The sequence below is a fragment of the Corallococcus llansteffanensis genome (assembly GCF_003612055.1).
Classification (GTDB): domain Bacteria; phylum Myxococcota; class Myxococcia; order Myxococcales; family Myxococcaceae; genus Corallococcus; species Corallococcus llansteffanensis.
Window position 1 is genome coordinate 1 of sequence record NZ_RAWB01000188.1, and the last position, 16122, is coordinate 16122.

Genomic DNA, 16122 nt, shown 5'->3' on the forward strand with positions numbered 1-16122 from the left:
CGTTCATCCTGGCCGCCGGCATGGTGGGGGTCGCCTTCTCGAACCAGGCGCTTCCGATGATGGCCTCCGTGGTGCTGGTGGGCGCGGGGATGGGCTTCCTGCAGCCCTTGATCTCCAGCATCGCCTCGCAGGTGGCCGCCCCGTCGCAGCAGGGCGCCGTGCTGGGATTGGCGCAGTCCTGCGGGGGCCTCGCGCGCACGGTGGGGCCGGTGGCGAGCGGTTGGATGTATGCGTCCCTGGGGACCCAGGCCCCCTTCCTGACGGGCATGGTCTCCGCGCTCGCGGCGGCGGGGCTGGGGGCGTTGCTCGGTCGGGAATCATTGGAAGACAAGGGCCGGTAGAGTCCCTCCCCCTTTTGGGGGTCTTGTCAGCGCCCGACCCATGGGAGCAGGCTTTGCGCGCACAGGGGGTGGTGAAGCGATACCACTTCCGGGGGGCCGAGCTTGCCGCTGGCGGGAGACGTCGCGCTGCTGGATGCGTTGGACCGGCAGGCGCGCCGCCGGAGGGAAGGCATTGCGACGCTGAGCGTGCTGGAGGGCCCGCCCGAGGTCTCGAGCGCCCTCTGGAGCCGGTGGGCCGCGCGGCATGGGCTGGGGGTGGTGGAGGTCGCGGGTGAGGACCTGCCCGCGGCGGCGCTGGGCTGGGCCCGGGCGCTGGCGGCGACACGGGACCTGGGGGCGGACGCGGAGGCGCTGGCCACGTTCAGCCTGACGGCCGCGAATCCCAGACACACGCCGGTGTTCACGGGAAAGACAGCGCACGAGCGGCGCGTGCTGCTGGAGGGATTGCCGCCGCCCGCCCTGCCGGAAGCGACGTGGGCGCTGTGCCGCGCGCTCGTCATCGGGAGGGAGGCGACGGCGCCGGGGGCCCTGCCGGACGCGGTGCGCGTGGCGCTGGCGAAGAACGTGGGCGCGGGTCTGCGGGCCCTGCACGCGCTGGTGCCGCCCGGCCGCGCGCCGGTGGTGCGCGTGCCCGCGGGGGTGGCGCCGTCGTTCCGGGGGCTGCACGTGGCGGGGATGCTGTGCAACGCGGTGCCGGCGCTCGCGGTGGCGTGCGCGGTGGGGCCCGAGGCGTTGGCGGTGTTCCTGGGCGGCGAGGAGACGCGGCTGAAGGCGCTGGTGCGCGAGGGCCGGCTGGAGGTGCCGGGAGCGTCCGGGTCCGAGGGGGCGGTGGAGACGCTCCGGAAGCTGGAGCGCGCGGGGGCGCCCGAGGCGCAGCGGGCCCGTGCCGCGGAGCTGGCGCTGGAGGTGCTCACGGGCGCGGGGGACGCGTCCGCGGACCGGGCGCGGAGCAGGGCGGAGGCCTACCTGCGCGACCGGCTGGAGGAGCACGCGGCGACGGCGGGTGTCTTCGAGAACAACGTCCGCCTGGACACGGGAGGCCCGCGGCCGTGGGAGGTGGACTTCCTCAGCCGGGAGCTGCGGCTCGCGGTGGAGGTGGACGGCTACTACCACTTCCAGGACCCGGAGCGATTCCGCCGCGACCGGCGCAAGGACCTGGACCTTCAGCGCGCGGGCTACTGGGTCTTCCGCATCCTCGAAGAGGACGTGCTGGCCCGGCTGGAAGACATCCTCCACACGATTGACACGTTGATTGAAGCCCGCAGGCGCGAGCCCGCCGGGCGGGAGCCACGACATGGACACCGAAAACCCTGACACCCGACTCCAGGGGCTGGCCCTGGCCTGGCTGGCGACGCGCCCGGAGAAGAAGCCCGGCACGCGCAACGAGCTGGCGAAGACGCTGCATGCCTTCGTGGAGCACCGCTGGAGCCGGGGGGAGTGGACCGAGCGGTTCGACGCGCTGCTGGAGGGCTTGCTGGAAGCAAGGCTCGTGGAGAAGCGGGCCCGCACGGCGCTGGCGTTGACGGGACCGGGCCGTCAGCGGGCGTTGAAGTTCCTGCGGGTGGATTCGCCCAAGGGGCTGACGTGGAAGCGGGTGAAGCAGCAGCACCTGCTGGCGAAGGGGCTGGGCCTGCCGAACTCCAAGGCGGCGCTGGGCAGGCTTTCGGGCGCGGACGGCGTGCGGGCGCTCCTGCTCAAGCGAGCGCACCGGGTGGAGGGGCCGGAGACGCCAACGCTGGCACAGGTGAGGGACAGGCTCCTGTGGCGGCAGCTGGGCGTGGACACGGACGAGGCGTTCTCGCTGCGCGCGGTGCAGGCGCACCTGCTGGGCAAGCTGCTGGAGCAGGAGGTCAGCGACCCGAAGCGGGGCCTGGAGCAGCTGGCCGCGCGCACCGTGGGCGCCTCACGGGTGGACGCGGAGGTGGTGCGGCTGGCGGCGCTGCGGGAGTGGGTGCTGGCGGAGACAGCTCCGGCGCAATCCAAGAAGCCCGCCGAACCTGTGCACGTGGAGGCGCGAGGGGAGCCCGTGCCCACGGACACCGCGTCGTTCGCGAAGCGCGTGCTGAAGGTGGCCCGAGCGTCCTCCACGGGCCGCGTGGGCGAGGACAAGGTCTTCATCTCCCACGTATGGAAGGCGCTGCAGCCCGAGTGGTCGAACCGGGAGGCATTCGACTCGGCGTTGCTCGATGCCAACCGCAAGCACCACCTGTCCCTGAGTCGTGCGGACGTCGTCTCCGCGATGAACCCCGCGGATGTCGCCGAGTCCGAAGTCAGCTCCTACGGCGCCACCTTCCACTTCGTCATCGTCTAGCCCGTTCTCCTGGAGCGCTCATGTCCACCGACGCCCGCCTCGATGCATTCCTGGCCGACGGTCCCGAGGTCTTCAACAGCGTCCAGCAGGGCCAGACCCTCTGGAGGCGAGACCCCTTCGACGTCGAATCCATCAACGCCCCTGCCCGCCGCACCTTCGAGCGGCTGGTGAAGCGTGCCACGCGAACTCCCCTGCCGGATGCTGGCAAGCTGCTGCTCCTGAGAGGCGAGTCGGGCAGCGGCAAGACCCATCTGGTGCGCGCCTTCCGCAACAGCGTGCACAGCCGGGGGCTCGGCTACGTCGGCTACATGCCGATGACCGTCGATGCGGCGAACTACGACCGACACATCCTGTCGAACTTCATTGAAGCGCTGGATCGGCCCTATGACTCGGACCTGGGCGCGAACTCGGGGTTGATGAGGCTGTCGGATGCCGTCATGGCGCATTGTACGAGTGCGTTCGCGCCGCTCATCCCCGAGGAGAGCATCCTTGAAGAGCACGAGCTGCACGACATGGTCCGCGCCCTCGCGGACGAGCTGCATGAGGACGAACGGTTCCGCCATGTCGACGTGTACCTGCTGCGGGCATTGATCTGCCTGCAGCGGCGCGAAGCCCGCTTCCATCACCGGATCCTCCAGTGGCTCCGCTGCGAGGACATGGCGCCCGTCGACCGCGCGATGGTGGGCGACCTGGTGCCGAGGACCGCCGACGACGACCCGCCCCGGATGATGGAGAGCCTGGGTCGGCTCATGGGAATGATGGGGCAGGCCCTGGTCCTCTGCGTGGACCAGGTGGAAGACATCCACGACTTCGAGCAGCGCCCCGGAATGGAGAACTCCTTCCGGCGGGCGATGAACAGCCTGGCCGCGCTTGCCGGGCAGGTGCCCAACGCCATCGTGGTGGTCTGCTGCCTCAGCGACTTCTGGACGAAGATGCGGGACCGGATCAACCGCTCCATCATTGATCGCATCGAGGTCGACCCCGAGCCTCTCGACCTGGAGCGGAATGTCACCGCGCAGACGGCCCGTGACATCGCGGTGCGCCGGTTGAAGACGTTGTACGAGCAGCAGAAGATCGCCTTCGACCCGTCGAATCCCACCTACCCCATCCCGGCGGAAGGGTTCGAGCTGCTGAGCGGTCTACGAACGCGCGATGTCCTCAATGCGTGCCACCGCTACCGCGAGCGGGCCATCCAGGACGGACAGCTCCCGAAGACGTTTCCCCTGCCCGAGAAAGGCAAAGGCCCTGTTCAGTCCCTCCAGAGCCCGCAGCCCCCTCCCGCCAAGGACCTGGACCAGGCCTGGACGGACTTCAAGGCCAACTTCAAGGGACAGATCCCGGATGAGGACTCGGAGATCGCCGCGCTGCTGGGCTGGGCCATCGAGGTGAGTGGTGAGGAGCTGGGAGGCTCCACCCGCTTCAAGGTCAAGCCTCGCAGCGAAGAGGCACTCGAGGTCACGGTCCAGCCTGGAAACGCCCAGCTCTTCGTGGCGCTCTGCAACAACTCCTCGCGAGGCGGTCACCTGGGCAAGCAGATGGCCAGCGCCCTCCGCTCCGCCGCCGGCAAGATGGCCGTCCTGGTGCGGACCACGGACTTCCCAGGCTCGTTCGGCACCCTCGTTGAAGAACAGACGACGCTGCTGATGCGGAAAGGAGGACGGCGGGCGGTGCTGGGCAACAGCGACCTGCGCGAGCTGGTCGCCCTGCAGGCGTTCCGGAAGCAATTCGCGGAGTCGGAGTTCCTCGGATGGAGTCGTTCATCCCGCCCCGTGACCCGTCTCAAGGGCATCACGGATGTGCTCGCGCTTGAGAAGTACACCCCCCCCGCGGTCCCGGCGGTGGCGCGCGACGCAGGGCAGGTGACGTCCACGCTCGCTCAGAACCTGGGTCGGGCCACTGCCACTGCCCAGCACCCGTCCGCCAAGGAGCCTCCGATACAGCATTTGATCGAAGTGGAGGATGAGAAACCCCGTCCTCTCGAAGCGCTCGGGCAGATGCTGACGGGCAAGGAGGCCAGGACGACGACGGGTTCAGGGAAGAAGGTGGAGCCGCCCAAGAAGGTGGAGCCCCCCAAGGTGGAGTCGCCGAAGGGACAGATGCGCCTGGGCGTCTCCGAAGGCGTCTTCTCGAACACTGTCTACGTGAGTCCGGATGAACTGACGAAGCACAGTGCCTTCCTCGGAGGCCCTGGCAGCGGCAAGACGACCCTGGCCCTGAACCTGATCGAGCAGCTGCTCATCCAGGGTGTCCCCGCGCTCCTTGTCGACCGCAAGGGAGACCTGGCCGCCTATGCGCGGGACGAGGCCTGGGAGGAGGAACTGGACGACCCGGTGATGGTCGAACGGCGGCGACTGCTGCGCGAGCGCGTGGACGTGGCGCTCTACACGCCGGGGCGCTCGGACGGGCGGCCTCTCGCGATTCCGGTGGTGCCCTCGGGGCTCGACAAGCTTCCGCCCGAAGAGCGAGACCAGGTCATCCAGCAGGCAGCGGACGCCATCGCGAGCATGCTCGAGTACAAGAGCAGTCAGCGGGACCGGGCCGCGAAGGCGCTGCTCGCCCAGGCGCTCCGGTTGCTGGTGCAGCGTCCCTCGGGGAAGGAGCTGACGCTGGACCTCATCCAGCGGTTTGTCGCATCCCAGGACATGACGCTGGTCCAGGAAACCAATGGACTGGATGACAAGGTCTTCACCAAGCTGGCCCAGGACCTGGCGACGCTGCGGCTCAATGCGCAGGCCCTCCTCTCCAGCCAGGGTGAGAAGCTCGACATGAGTGAGCTGCTCGGCCAGGGGGCCTCCAGGGTCCCTGGAAAGACCCGGCTGACCATCATCAGCACCAAGTTCCTGGGCGGCATGCAGGGGTCCCTCTTCTGGGTCTCCCAGCTCCTGGTGGAAGCGAACCGCTGGGCCAGCCAGCATCCGTCCCCGAAGCTCCAGGCCGTACTCCTCTTCGACGAAGCGGACATGTACCTGCCCGCCGTGGGCATTCCCTCGACGAAGCAGCCCATGGAGAACCTGCTGCGGCGTGCACGCTCCGCGGGCGTTGGCGTGATGCTCGCGACCCAGAGCCCGGGAGACCTGGACTACAAGTGCCGCGACAACGTGCGCACCTGGTTCGCGGGCCGCGTGAAGGAAGAGACGGCCCTCAAGAAGCTCAAGCCCATGTTCGCCGACGCCCGGGTGGACGCGTCCGTGCGGCTCCCCTCCCAGAAGATGGGCCAGTTCCACGTCCTGCGCGACGGTCAGGTCGAACAGCTCAAGGCGGACCGGAACATCATCAAGACGGAGCAGCTCGCCGAGGACGAAATCCTCCAGCTGGCGCACCGCTCACGCGAGCAGAGCACTGAGGACGAACTGCCCCCTGAACGGGTGGATTGAGGTCCAGCACAAGGCAGTGGACGTCCCAGGAGCAAGGGCGGCAATTCCCGGTGACGCATGGCTTGGATTGCGGCGCCCAGGAGTCTGGCCCGGCTCCCGACGCCAGGGGCCCCGTGAGGAGGACCACCACCCCCACGAGGGCGGACCATCCCCGGGGACACGCCTTCGCCCAAGCCCCGGTAGCGCTGCCCCCCTGCCTGCCTCGCCTGTCCATGGTCACCTGCGAATGATTGACGGATCCGAGGGAGGACTCATGCCGGAGCGCGTCCCGGGCGGACATCCCCCGGAAGAGGGAGCCGACACGCCCGGCGGGCGCTGTCGAAGCCCTGGCCTCCCTCACACCCCGGTGAAGGTCGCCGTCAGGGCGTGGTGGTCGGAGGCCGTGCCGACCTCCACCACCTCGGCCCCGAGGAGCCGCCGGGCCAGGGCGGGCGAGGCGAAGAGGTAGTCCGTGCGGAAGTCGACGGCCTCTCCCCCATCACGCTGGCGATGGGCGGTCACCCACCGGGGCGAAGTGGGCTTGAGGCGCAGCGTGTCCCTCCAGCCAAAACCCTCCAGGTCGTCGATGACGTCGAAGCGGGGCGGGTGGCCGTACTTGTCCACCCGTCCGCGGCGGACGCGGTCGGCGAAGTCCACAGGGTAGGGATCCGCGCGCGACAGGGAGTTGAGGTCCCCGGCCAGCAGGAAGGCCCGCTCGCCGAACACCTTGGGCTCGAGCAGCGAGCGCAGGTAGCGCGCCTCCACGAAGCGCAGGGTTTCATGGTGGGAATCGAAGTGGGCCACGAAGACAGTCAACGGCTCCGCGCCTGTCTCCAGCTCGCACTCGAGGAGGCAGTGGCCGATGAAGTGGGGGTTGGCGTGGTCGCGGGACGAGCGCAGGGGCAGGCGGCTCACGACAGCGACGTGGTAGCGACGGCCACTGGAGCGCGGGCGGGCAGTGCCCAGCCGCACGTGGGCCTCGGTGGCGGGGAGGTTCAGCGCGGCGGCGACCTGCCCGAGCCGCTCGCCATCCTCCCAGCCCAGGCACTCCTGCAGCGCGAGCACATCCGGGTTCTCACGGGCGATGAGGGCAAGGAGCTGCGGCATCCGCTCCTCGCCTCCCATCAGGATGTTGAGCGTCATCACCTTCAGCGGCATGCCGCACAGACTACCTCCGCGGGCGTCCCGCGTGGCACCCGTCATCAGCACGCGATGCCACGCCGCTCAAGGGCAGACAGCGGGGGCGAAGGCCTCGGAGTAGACGCCGACGCACGCGAAGGTGCCAGTGCCCGCGGTGGAGGTCCGCTGCGTGATGGGGCCCGCGAGCTGTGAGTTGGCGATGCGCAGGTCGACGTAGCGCGCGCGGTAGACGCTGGCCGAGCCACCCTCCAGCACGGAGTGGTGGACGGCGACGGTGCGGAAGACGGCGGACTGGGAGAAGTCCGTGAACGACGAGAGGCCTTCGTTGGCTGTTGTCGCGCCGGTGGCCCGCAGGACGCTGTCGCGCACGGTGGCATTGCCCTCGCCCACGAAGAAGCCCGTGGAGCGGGTGCCTCCGCTGCCCAGCGCCTCGACGTCGACGAGCGACATGTTGCCATCCGTGTAGACGCCCCAGTTGTCGGTGGCGCCCATGGCACTGGCGGTCACGTCGTGCAGGGTGACGTCGCCGAAGGCCGTGTAGATGCCGACGCTCTGCGTCCCGCCTCGCGCCTCGGCCTGGAGGTCGTGCAGGCGGGCGGTGCAGTCACGGCAGCGGAAGGCGTTGGCGTAGCCGCTGCTGGACGAAGAGGTGCGCACGCGCTCGAACGTGCCCTTCGCCCCCTTGAGGTAGATGGCGTAGGAGTCGTTGGTGCCACCCTGCGCCGTGGCGACGAGGTCGTGGAAGGTGAAGGTCTCCCCCTCGCTGTAGATGGCCATGGCGGGGCCGCTCCCGCCCTGGTTCTGCACGGTGAGCGCGCTCACCACCGCGCCCGAGACGCCCACCAGGGTGCCGGTGGTGTTTCCACCGGCGCTGGAGCGCACGAAGGTGACCTCCGGGCCCGAGCCCTCCAGCGAGATGCCCGCCTTGAGGAGCAGCGCCGTGCTGCCCAGGTCATAGCGTCCCGGCTCCAGCTTCACCCGCCACGTCGCGCCGTCGGTGATGCCATCGATGGCGGCGCGCAGCGCGGTGCCGCTCTCCAGGTCCGTGGCCCCGGGGCTCACCACCTTCGTGCGCACATACATCACGCCGGGAAGGCCCGTGGGCCCGATCTCTCCCTTCGCGCCCGTATCGCCCTTGTCGCCCTTCACGCCGGGGAGGCCCGTGGGTCCGATGTCTCCCTTCGCGCCCGTATCGCCCTTGTCACCCTTCACGCCGGGGAGCCCCGTGGGTCCGATGTCTCCCTTCGCGCCCGTGTCTCCCTTCGCACCGGGAAGGCCCGTGGGCCCGATGTCTCCCTTCGCGCCCGTGTCTCCCTTCGCGCCCGGGGCTCCTGCCGGCCCCGTGGGCCCGGCCTCTCCCTGGGAGCCCGTGGAGGGATCCGTGCAGGCGACGAGGAGGCAAAGGAAGACAGCGGGAAAGGCAGTGGCTTTCAGCTTCACGGGAATGCTCCAGGGAAAGGTCGCCTTTCTACAAGAAGAGCGACCTCTTGAGCAGCCACGGCCCGGCGAGCCGCCCCTCATCCCACGGTACGGGTTGCCAGGACCGCGCCCCCACTGCGTAGTGTCCCGGGAGGGCGTCACGCCCACGCATCACCCCAGGGGGGACCATGAGGAACATCGGCATCATCGGAGCGGGCCAGGCGGGCCTGCAGCTTGCCTTCGGCCTGCTCGCGAAGGGCTACCCCGTCACCGTCTACTCGGACCGCACACCCGAGCAGCTCTTCAACGCCCGGCTCGCCGCCACCACCTACCTCTTCGGCCGCGCCTACCAGTACGAGCAGGAGCTGGGGCTCGACTTCTGGACGGGTCCCGGAGAGTACGCCCAGGGCGGCGACCTCGACATCTGCATGGCCCCCGGGCAGCGCGCGCTCAACGTGCGGGGACGCATCCTCAACGCGGGCAAGGCCCTGGACCTGCGGGCGAAGTACTCGCGCTGGCTCGCGGAGTTCGAGCGGCGCGGCGGCACCGTGGTGGTGCGCGACGTGGACATGGAGGCCCTGGAGGCGCTCGCCCCCCGGCATGACCTGGTGCTCGTGACCGCGGGCCGCAGCAGCTTCATGTCGCTGTTCGAGCGGGATGCCGGGCGCAGCGTCCACACGCAGCCGCAGCGCAACCTCATGGCAATGATTGTCACCGGCATGAAGCCGCTGCACGAGACGCCCTACCCCGCGCTCAAGTTCATCCTGGCCGCGGGCCACGGCGAGTACTTCTCCATGCCGTACTTCGACCGCATCCGCGGCCCCCTGCACTGCATCCTGCTGGAGGCCATCCCCGGCCAGGGGCTGGACCGCTTCCGCGGCCTCACCACCGCCCGGGACGCGATGGCGCGGATGAAGGACGTCATGCACGACTTCTCTCCGTGGGTGGAGGACCGGCTGAAGGACGCCGCCATCGTGGACGAGTCGTCCTGGCTCACCGGCGCGTTCACGCCCGCGGTGCGCAAGCCGGTGGGCCGGCTCCCCTCGGGCCGGACCGTGATGGGGCTGGGGGACGTCGTCATGCTCAACGACCCCATCGCGGGCCAGGGCCTCAACAGCGCGTCGAAGCAGGCCCACGGCGTGACCCAGGCCATCCTCGCGCACGGGGACCAGCCCTTCACCCCGGACTGGATGGAGCAGACCTTCGAGCACTTCTGGCGGACCGAGGGCCAGTACATCACCGGGTTCACGAACATGCTGCTCCAGCCGCCTCCGCCGCACGTGATGCAGTACCTGGGGGCCGCCTCGAAGGTGCCGGCACTGGCAGACACCTTCTTCGACAACTTCGGAGAGCCGCAGCGCTTCTGGCCCTGGATCGCCAGCCCGGCGGAGACCGAGGCCCGCATCCGGCAGGCGACCGCCGCCTAGCCAGGCGCGGAGGTGCGCCTGGGCCTGCGGGCAGCGGAGCGCCGCGGCCTCCGCGTTCCGGTCCGGCCCACGGGCAGGGACTCGTCGTCGGCGCTCACGCGGGGCATCACCGAGAAGCGGGACGCATACTTCATCCAATGCTGTCTTTTCTCCGGAGAGAACCTGGGAGGAAGCGGGCAACGCGCCCGCCGCCGGCCCGCCGGGGGGAAGGACGGGGGTGAGGGATGGGCTCGCGAGCGGGCCAGGAGCGGATCGTGGCGAAGCGCGGGGTCCCCATCCAGGGTGGGGCCCTCCATGCCGTCGACACCCTGGAGCGCATCTCGGACGCGGTCATCTCATTCAACCGTGAATGGCGCTTCACCTACCTCAACGCGCGTGCCGAGCAGCTGTTGCGACGCTCGCGCACGGACCTCATCGGCCACAGCGTGTGGAAGGAGTTCCCCGAGGCGCTCGGCACCTTGTTCGAGCAGGAGTACCACCGGGCGCTCGCGCGTCAGGTCAGCGTTTCGTTCGAGGCGTTCTACGTGCCGCTCGAGACCTGGTTCGACGTGCGGGCGTACCCCTCCCCGCAGGGCCTCACCGTCTTCTTCCGGGACATCAGCGACCGCAAGCACGCGGAGCAGGCGCTGCATGAGTCGGAGCAGTTCCTGCGCTCCACGCTCGACTCGCTCTCCACGCACATCGCCATCCTCGACGGCCGGGGCATCATCCTCGCCGTCAACGCCGCCTGGAGGCGCTTCGCGCGGGAGAACGGCTGCGTGGAGGAGCCGGGGCCGTGCGGCGTGGGCGCGGACTACCTGGGAGTGACGGACGCCGCGCAGGGCCGCTTCTCCACCGAGGCCCCCTCCGTCTCGGCGGGCATCCGCGACATCCTCGCCGGCCGCACCGAGCAGTTCCTGCTGGAGTACCCGTGCCATGAGCCCGAGGGCAGGCGCCGCTGGTTCCTGATGCGGGCCACGCGCTTCGCCGGACCGGGCCCGCTGCGCGTGGTGGTGGCCCACGAGGACATCACGGGCCGCCGCGAGGCCGTGGAGGCGCTGTGGCGCCTGGCGCGGGAGGAGGCCGCCCGCGAGGAGGCGGAGGCGGCGCGCGAGCGGATGAACGCGGTGCTCGAGCGCATCACTGACGGCTTCGCCGCCTTCGACCGGGAGGGGCGCTTCACCTACGTGAACCGGCACGCGGAGGCCCACTTCGGCCGCCTGCGCGAGGCCCTCCTGGGCCGGCGGCTGCCGGAGGTCTTCTCCGGGCCCCAGGGCCTGGCCATGGAGGCCCTGCTGCTGCGCGCGACGGAGGCGCACGTGCCGGTGGAGGAGGACCAGCCCTCGGCGATGGAGGACCGGTGGCTGCGTGTCGTCGCGTACCCGTCACCGGAGGGCTTCTCCGTCTACTTCCGCGACGTCACCGAGCAGCGCAGGGCGGAATTGTGGAGCCGCTTCCTCTCCGAGATGGGCGCCGCCAGCTCGGGCTCCCTCGACTGGCGGGAGGTGTCCCGCGCCGTGGTGAAGCTCACGGTGCCCACGCTCGCGGACGGGTGCGCGCTCATCACGCTGGGCAGCGCCTGCGGAGAGGAGGCCGTCACCGACGTCGCCGCGGTGACGCCCGAGTTGGAGGACGCGCTGCGCGCGGTGTTCAAACCGGGCTCCACGGACGTGCTGGGGCAGACCGTGGAGCAGGCCCTGCACAGCAAGGCGGCGGTGCTCCTGCCAGGGCCGTCCCAGGGCGACCGCACCGTGAGCTCCGCGGTGGCCGTGCCGCTGATCATCCAGGAGCGCTCCATGGGCGTGCTGGTGCTGGTGTCCGGGCGCGCGGGCCCGCGCTACGGGACGGAGAGCGTGGCGATGGTGCGCGAGCTGGCGCGGCGGGCGGCGCTGGCGCTCGAGAACGCAAGGCTCTATCGCACCGCGCGGCTGGCCGTCACCGCGCGTGACGAGACGCTGGGCATCGTCTCGCATGACCTGCGCGCGCCCTTGAACACCATCTCCCTGCTGTGCAGCGGCGCGGAGCGGCACCTGTCCAGGGGGGACGGAGGCCATGGCGTCGAGGAGGCGCTGCGGAAAATCCACGCCGTGGTGGGCGACATGGACCGCCTCATCGACGACCTGCTGGAGGTCGCGCGGGTGGAGTCGGGGCACGCGAGGCTGGACCTGGAGCCGCTGGACGTGTCCGCGCTGCTGACGCAGGTGCAGGGATTGAACGAGCCGCTGGTGGCGGACAAGGGCCTGCGCCTGGAAGTGTCGCTCGCGCCGGACCTGCCGCGGGTGCGCGCGGACCAGGCGCGGGTGCTGCGCGTCTTCCAGAACCTGGTGGGCAATGCCATCAAGTTCACGCCGCCCGAGGGCCGCATCGTGCTGGGGGCGGAGCGCCGCGAGGGCCAGGTCTGCTTCTCCGTGGTGGACACCGGGCCCGGCATCGATGAGCAGTCATTGCCCCACGTGTTCGACCGCTTCTGGCAGGCAGTGCACGCGCGCAAGGCGGGCGCCGGGTTGGGGCTCGCCATCGTCAAGGGCGTGGTGGAGGCGCACGGCGGGCGCATCTGGGTGGAGAGCGAGCCGGGCCACGGCGCCGCGTTCTTCTTCACGCTGCCTGGCGTCCCCGGACCGAGGGGCTTCACGCCCGGCGCAGCGTGATGACGGCCAGCTCCGCCGGGGCACCCAGCCGCACGGGCGGCCCGGTGGTGCCGGCGCCCCGGTTCACGTACAGCCAGGAGCGGCCCTGCCGGTACAGCCCCGCGGTCCACCGCGTGATGAACCGCGCCAGCGAGAGGCGGCGGACGCCCGGGACCCCGAGCTGCCCTCCATGGGTGTGGCCCGAGAGCGTCAGCTCCACGCCTTGCGCCTGCGCCTGGGGAAACAGGTCCGGGTCGTGGGCGAGCAGCACCGTGGGGGTCCCCTCCGGCCGCCCCGCGAGCGCCCGCGTCAGGTCGTGGCGCGAAGTCCACGTGTCGTCCACGCCCGCGACGTAGAGGCGCGCCCCGTCCCGCTCCACCACCACGCCCCGGTTGCGCAGCACGGCCAGCCCGTGGCGCTCCAGCTCGCGGACCAGGTGCTCGCCATCGGTGAAGTAGTCGTGGTTGCCCATGCAGACAAAAGCGCCGTCCTTCGCGCGCAGGCCCCCGAGCGCCCTCGCCACGGCCTCGACATGGGACGGGCCGCGGGTGATGAGGTCGCCGGTCACCGTCACCAGGTCCAGGTCCAGCCCGTTGAGGCGCTCCACCCAGGCGGCCACGCGTGCCTCGGGCACCTGCGGGCCGCAGTGCACGTCGGAGAGCTGGCCGATGCGGTAGCCGTCGAGCCCTGGCGCGAGCCCGGCGATGCGCACGGTCCGCCTGCGCAGGCGCGGCCAGCCGAGGACCGCGTCACTGCCCAGCACCAGCGCGACCGCCCCCGCCAGCCCCCACGTCGCCCCATCGGGCGTTCCGGCCCGGATGGCCAGCACGGCGGGGAGCATGAGCAGGTCGAACACCAGGCAGGCGCACCACCAGCCCAGCGCCAGGGTGGTGGAGCGGGCGCGCGGGGTGGTCTGCCACGGGCTCTCAAGCTGGCGCAGGTAGGGCCAGGAGAGGCACAGCGCCACGAGCGCCGGCAGGGGCGTCCGGGTGCGGACGCAGAGCCAGAGCACCGGCGGGAGCTGGACGACCGTGACGAGCGCGGTCGCAATGAGGCGGAAGCGGCCCTGGAAGTGCGGGAAGGGCATCGGGGCCTGGTGTCTAACCGGTTCACGGCCCGGATGCCTGGAACCCGAACGCTGCTCGGCGGCTCCGACACCAGGCGCTCACGCCGCCCGCGCCACCGGAAGCCGCGCCAGCCGGGTGCTCACGTCCCACAGGCGCCGGGCCACGGCCTCGTCATGGGAGCGCGCCGAGGACTTCGCCAGGGTCCTCCCGTCGGGCCCGAAGTAGCAGCCCGACACCTGCACCAGCTCCGGCGCCACCAGCGGGTGGACGAAGCGCTCCGCGGCCTTCTCCGCGTCGGCGAAGAAGAGCGAGCCGAGCTTCATGAAGAGCTCCGGGACGCCGCCCGCGCCCTTGCCCAGCCCCGTCTTCACCCCACCCGGGTTGAGGGCGTTGCACGTCACGCCGGTGCCCTCCAGGCGCCGGGCCAGCTCGTAGGTGAAGAGCACGTCGGCGAGCTTCGACTGCGCCAGGGCCCTGGACCAGCTGAAGCGCTGCTCACCTTGCAGGTCGTCGAAGTCGATGCTGCCAGCCGCCTCGATGCCGCCGGTGACATTGAGGATGCGCGCGGGTGCCGCGGCCTTCAACTGCGGCAGCAGCAGGTTCGTCAGCGTGAAGTAGGCGAGGTAGTTGGTCGCGAACATCGTCTCCAGGCCCTCCGCCGTGACGGTGCGCTGGCTCTGCACCAGCCCCGCCTGGTTCACCAGCACGTGAAGCCGCGGGTAGCAGCGCTGGAAGTCCGCCACGCCCTGGTGGATGGACTCCGTGGAGGAGAGGTCCATCAGCACCAGGTCGATGGACGGGTTGCCGGTGCGCTGCTGCAGCTCGGCGCGCACGGCCTCGCCCTTCTCGCGGTTGCGGGCCACCAGCACCACCGTGGCGCCGCGCTCGGCCAGCCGCAGCGCCAGGGCCTTGCCGATGCCGGACGTGGCCCCGGTGACGAGGCAGACCCTGCCCTGCATGGAATGTTTCGACGGACGCATGGCACCCCTCCAGGGGCTCGGATGCGGGCCCCGTGAATGCCCTTCCATCTTGACCACGTCCTCCGCGCGGAACAGCCCGCGCCCGGGAATCCCTTCGTCAACCTGGAGGAAACGATGCGAGCCCCGGCCCTCCAATCGTGCGCCGGAGATCACGTATGCTTCCGGCACGCGGCCTCCTCGGCCCGGGAGTCATCCTTGCGCGCCCCTTCCGCTGCCCTTCCCGCTTCCTCCACGCGCCGCTTCCGCGCCAGTGCCGGTGTCCTCGGGACGTGGCTCCTGCTGGGCCTGGGCCTCACCGGGTGCCCCGAGGCCCCGGAAGGGCCCGCCCGGACAATGGAAGTGGGCACGGGCGGCGCGTTCACCGCGCTCCAGGACGGCGACACGGTGGAGCTGTTCTCGGGGTTCCAGGGCGGCCAGCACGTCTTCGTGTCCCTGCGGGCCTGGGAGCTCACCACCCTGAGCTCCCGCGTGGAGCTGTCCCTGGAGCGCACCTCGGATGGGGACCGGGTCTCCGTCCCCTATGAGGTCAACCTGCGCTTCTCCCCGAGCCTCCAGCCGGGGGAGCCGGCCCTGCTCGAGGGCCTGCTGCTGCAGGTCCCCGATGCGAGCAAGGCCGTGGGCCGGGAGGTGCGCCTGAACGCCGCCTTCGAGTCCGACAGCGGCGAGCACGGCGCCGACTCGCGCACCGTCACGCTCCAGTGGGCCTCCGACCTGGAGCCGTAGCCCGCAGCGCCCCGTCTGGAATTGAAAACCCCCGCGACACGCCGGAGCCGCGTCATGCCGCAGCCCCCTTCTTCTCAATCCCTCTCACGGACGCGTGCGCGCGGCGGCTGGCTCCTGTCGCTGCTGATGGGCGCGCTGCTCACTGGCTGCCCGGACGAACCCGAGCCCACGCCGGACCCCCTCCCCTGGGCCGCCGTGGCGAAGGACCGGCCGGAGGCGCTGCTCTCCATCTCGGGCCGCTCCGCGTCGGACGTGTGGGCGGTGGGCGCGGACCGGGGCCGTGGGCCCGCGGTGCTGCACTTCGACGGCACGCAGTGGACCGAGGTGCCCACCGGCACGCGCGGAGACCTGTGGTGGGTGCATGCCTTCCAGGACGGCCCGGTGCTGCTGTCCGGCGGCAGCGCCACCCTCCTCCGCTACGAGAACGACGCCTTCACACGCATGCGCACCCCGGGCCTGGCGCGGCACACGGTGTACGGCGTGTGGGGCTCGCGCCCCGATGACGTGTACGCCGTGGGCGGCGTGTCCGACCGCGGCGGCTTCATCTGGCACTCCGATGGCACGCAGTGGAGCGAGGTGCCGCTGCCGCTCGCGGACCTGCCGCGCACGGCGGACGGGGACCTCCCCGGCCTCTTCAAGGTGTGGGGCACCGGCGGTGACGTGTACGTGGTGGGCGCGAAAGGCGTGGTGCTGCGCTCGCGCGGAGGGGGCGCCTTCGAGGTGGTCCCCACCGGCACCACCAGCCGCCTCTTCAC

The 16122-nt window shown here is 70.9% G+C and carries 12 protein-coding genes; 8 read left to right on the plus strand and 4 right to left on the minus strand.

Features of this window, described 5'->3' with window-relative positions:
* The 4 genes from D7V93_RS18840 to D7V93_RS18855 all read left to right on the plus strand — a co-directional run.
* The coding region (locus D7V93_RS18840) for an MFS transporter (RefSeq protein ID WP_120644733.1) at window positions 1-341 on the plus strand (341 nt) is incomplete at its 5' end.
* 102 nt (window positions 342-443) lie between these two features.
* Window positions 444-1655 (plus strand): DUF559 domain-containing protein, encoded by a 1212-nt coding sequence (locus D7V93_RS18845; RefSeq protein ID WP_120644734.1) that lies wholly within the window; start codon window positions 444-446, stop codon window positions 1653-1655.
* Window positions 1636-2652, plus strand: a complete 1017-nt coding sequence (locus D7V93_RS18850) for a hypothetical protein (protein ID WP_120644743.1) — start codon at window positions 1636-1638, stop codon at window positions 2650-2652. Before D7V93_RS18845 ends, D7V93_RS18850 begins: the two co-directional genes overlap by 20 nt.
* Window positions 2653-2672: 20 nt before the next feature.
* Window positions 2673-6026 carry a helicase HerA domain-containing protein gene (locus D7V93_RS18855; RefSeq protein WP_120644735.1) on the plus strand — a complete coding sequence of 1118 codons (3354 nt, stop codon included), beginning with the start codon at window positions 2673-2675 and terminating at the stop codon, window positions 6024-6026.
* 336 nt (window positions 6027-6362) lie between these two features.
* On the opposite strand, the gene D7V93_RS18860 is transcribed toward D7V93_RS18855, so the two are convergent.
* Together D7V93_RS18860 and D7V93_RS18865 are read right to left on the minus strand one after the other, a co-directional pair.
* The gene (locus tag D7V93_RS18860; protein WP_120644736.1) at window positions 6363-7163 is read right to left on the minus strand and encodes an endonuclease/exonuclease/phosphatase family protein; all 801 of its coding nucleotides are present in this window, start codon (window positions 7161-7163) and stop codon (window positions 6363-6365) included.
* 66 nt (window positions 7164-7229) lie between these two features.
* On the minus strand, window positions 7230-8585 hold the full coding sequence (locus D7V93_RS18865) for a collagen-like domain-containing protein (protein WP_120644737.1): 1356 nt from the start codon (window positions 8583-8585) through the stop codon (window positions 7230-7232).
* 167 nt (window positions 8586-8752) lie between these two features.
* Here D7V93_RS18865 and D7V93_RS18870 point away from each other — a divergent pair, with 167 nt between their 5' ends.
* Together D7V93_RS18870 and D7V93_RS18875 are read left to right on the plus strand one after the other, a co-directional pair.
* On the plus strand, window positions 8753-9991 hold the full coding sequence (locus D7V93_RS18870; RefSeq protein ID WP_120644738.1) for a styrene monooxygenase/indole monooxygenase family protein: 1239 nt from the start codon (window positions 8753-8755) through the stop codon (window positions 9989-9991).
* A gap of 254 nt (window positions 9992-10245) precedes the next feature.
* Window positions 10246-12618, plus strand: a complete 2373-nt coding sequence (locus tag D7V93_RS18875) for a PAS domain-containing sensor histidine kinase (protein ID WP_158623790.1) — start codon at window positions 10246-10248, stop codon at window positions 12616-12618.
* Here the strand turns inward: D7V93_RS18875 and D7V93_RS18880 are convergent.
* Window positions 12599-13684: a metallophosphoesterase gene (locus D7V93_RS18880; RefSeq protein ID WP_120644740.1), complete on the minus strand. Its 1086-nt coding sequence runs from the start codon at window positions 13682-13684 to the stop codon at window positions 12599-12601. The genes D7V93_RS18875 and D7V93_RS18880 overlap by 20 nt on opposite strands.
* A 78-nt stretch (window positions 13685-13762) precedes the next feature.
* Window positions 13763-14644 (minus strand): SDR family oxidoreductase, encoded by an 882-nt coding sequence (locus tag D7V93_RS18885; protein WP_158623791.1) that lies wholly within the window; start codon window positions 14642-14644, stop codon window positions 13763-13765.
* A 195-nt stretch (window positions 14645-14839) separates the two neighbouring features.
* Between D7V93_RS18885 and D7V93_RS18890 the strand changes: the two genes are divergently transcribed.
* Together D7V93_RS18890 and D7V93_RS18895 are read left to right on the plus strand one after the other, a co-directional pair.
* Window positions 14840-15367 (plus strand): hypothetical protein, encoded by a 528-nt coding sequence (locus D7V93_RS18890; RefSeq protein WP_147451233.1) that lies wholly within the window; start codon window positions 14840-14842, stop codon window positions 15365-15367.
* A gap of 54 nt (window positions 15368-15421) precedes the next feature.
* Window positions 15422-16122, plus strand: a 701-nt coding sequence (locus D7V93_RS18895) for a beta propeller repeat protein (RefSeq protein ID WP_504739573.1), incomplete at its 3' end; no start/stop codon positions are given.

Bases quoted from the DNA above. Each gene is read 5' to 3' on its own strand.
- D7V93_RS18885 (WP_158623791.1), bottom strand. From the start codon at position 14,644: ATGCGTCCGTCGAAACATTCCATGCAGGGCAGGGTCTGCCTCGTCACC.
- D7V93_RS18870 (WP_120644738.1), top strand. From the start codon at position 8,753: ATGAGGAACATCGGCATCATCGGAGCGGGCCAGGCGGGCCTGCAGCTT.
- D7V93_RS18880 (WP_120644740.1), bottom strand. From the start codon at position 13,684: ATGCCCTTCCCGCACTTCCAGGGCCGCTTCCGCCTCATTGCGACCGCG.
- D7V93_RS18850 (WP_120644743.1), top strand. From the start codon at position 1,636: ATGGACACCGAAAACCCTGACACCCGACTCCAGGGGCTGGCCCTGGCC.
- D7V93_RS18855 (WP_120644735.1), top strand. From the start codon at position 2,673: ATGTCCACCGACGCCCGCCTCGATGCATTCCTGGCCGACGGTCCCGAG.
- D7V93_RS18860 (WP_120644736.1), bottom strand. From the start codon at position 7,163: ATGCCGCTGAAGGTGATGACGCTCAACATCCTGATGGGAGGCGAGGAG.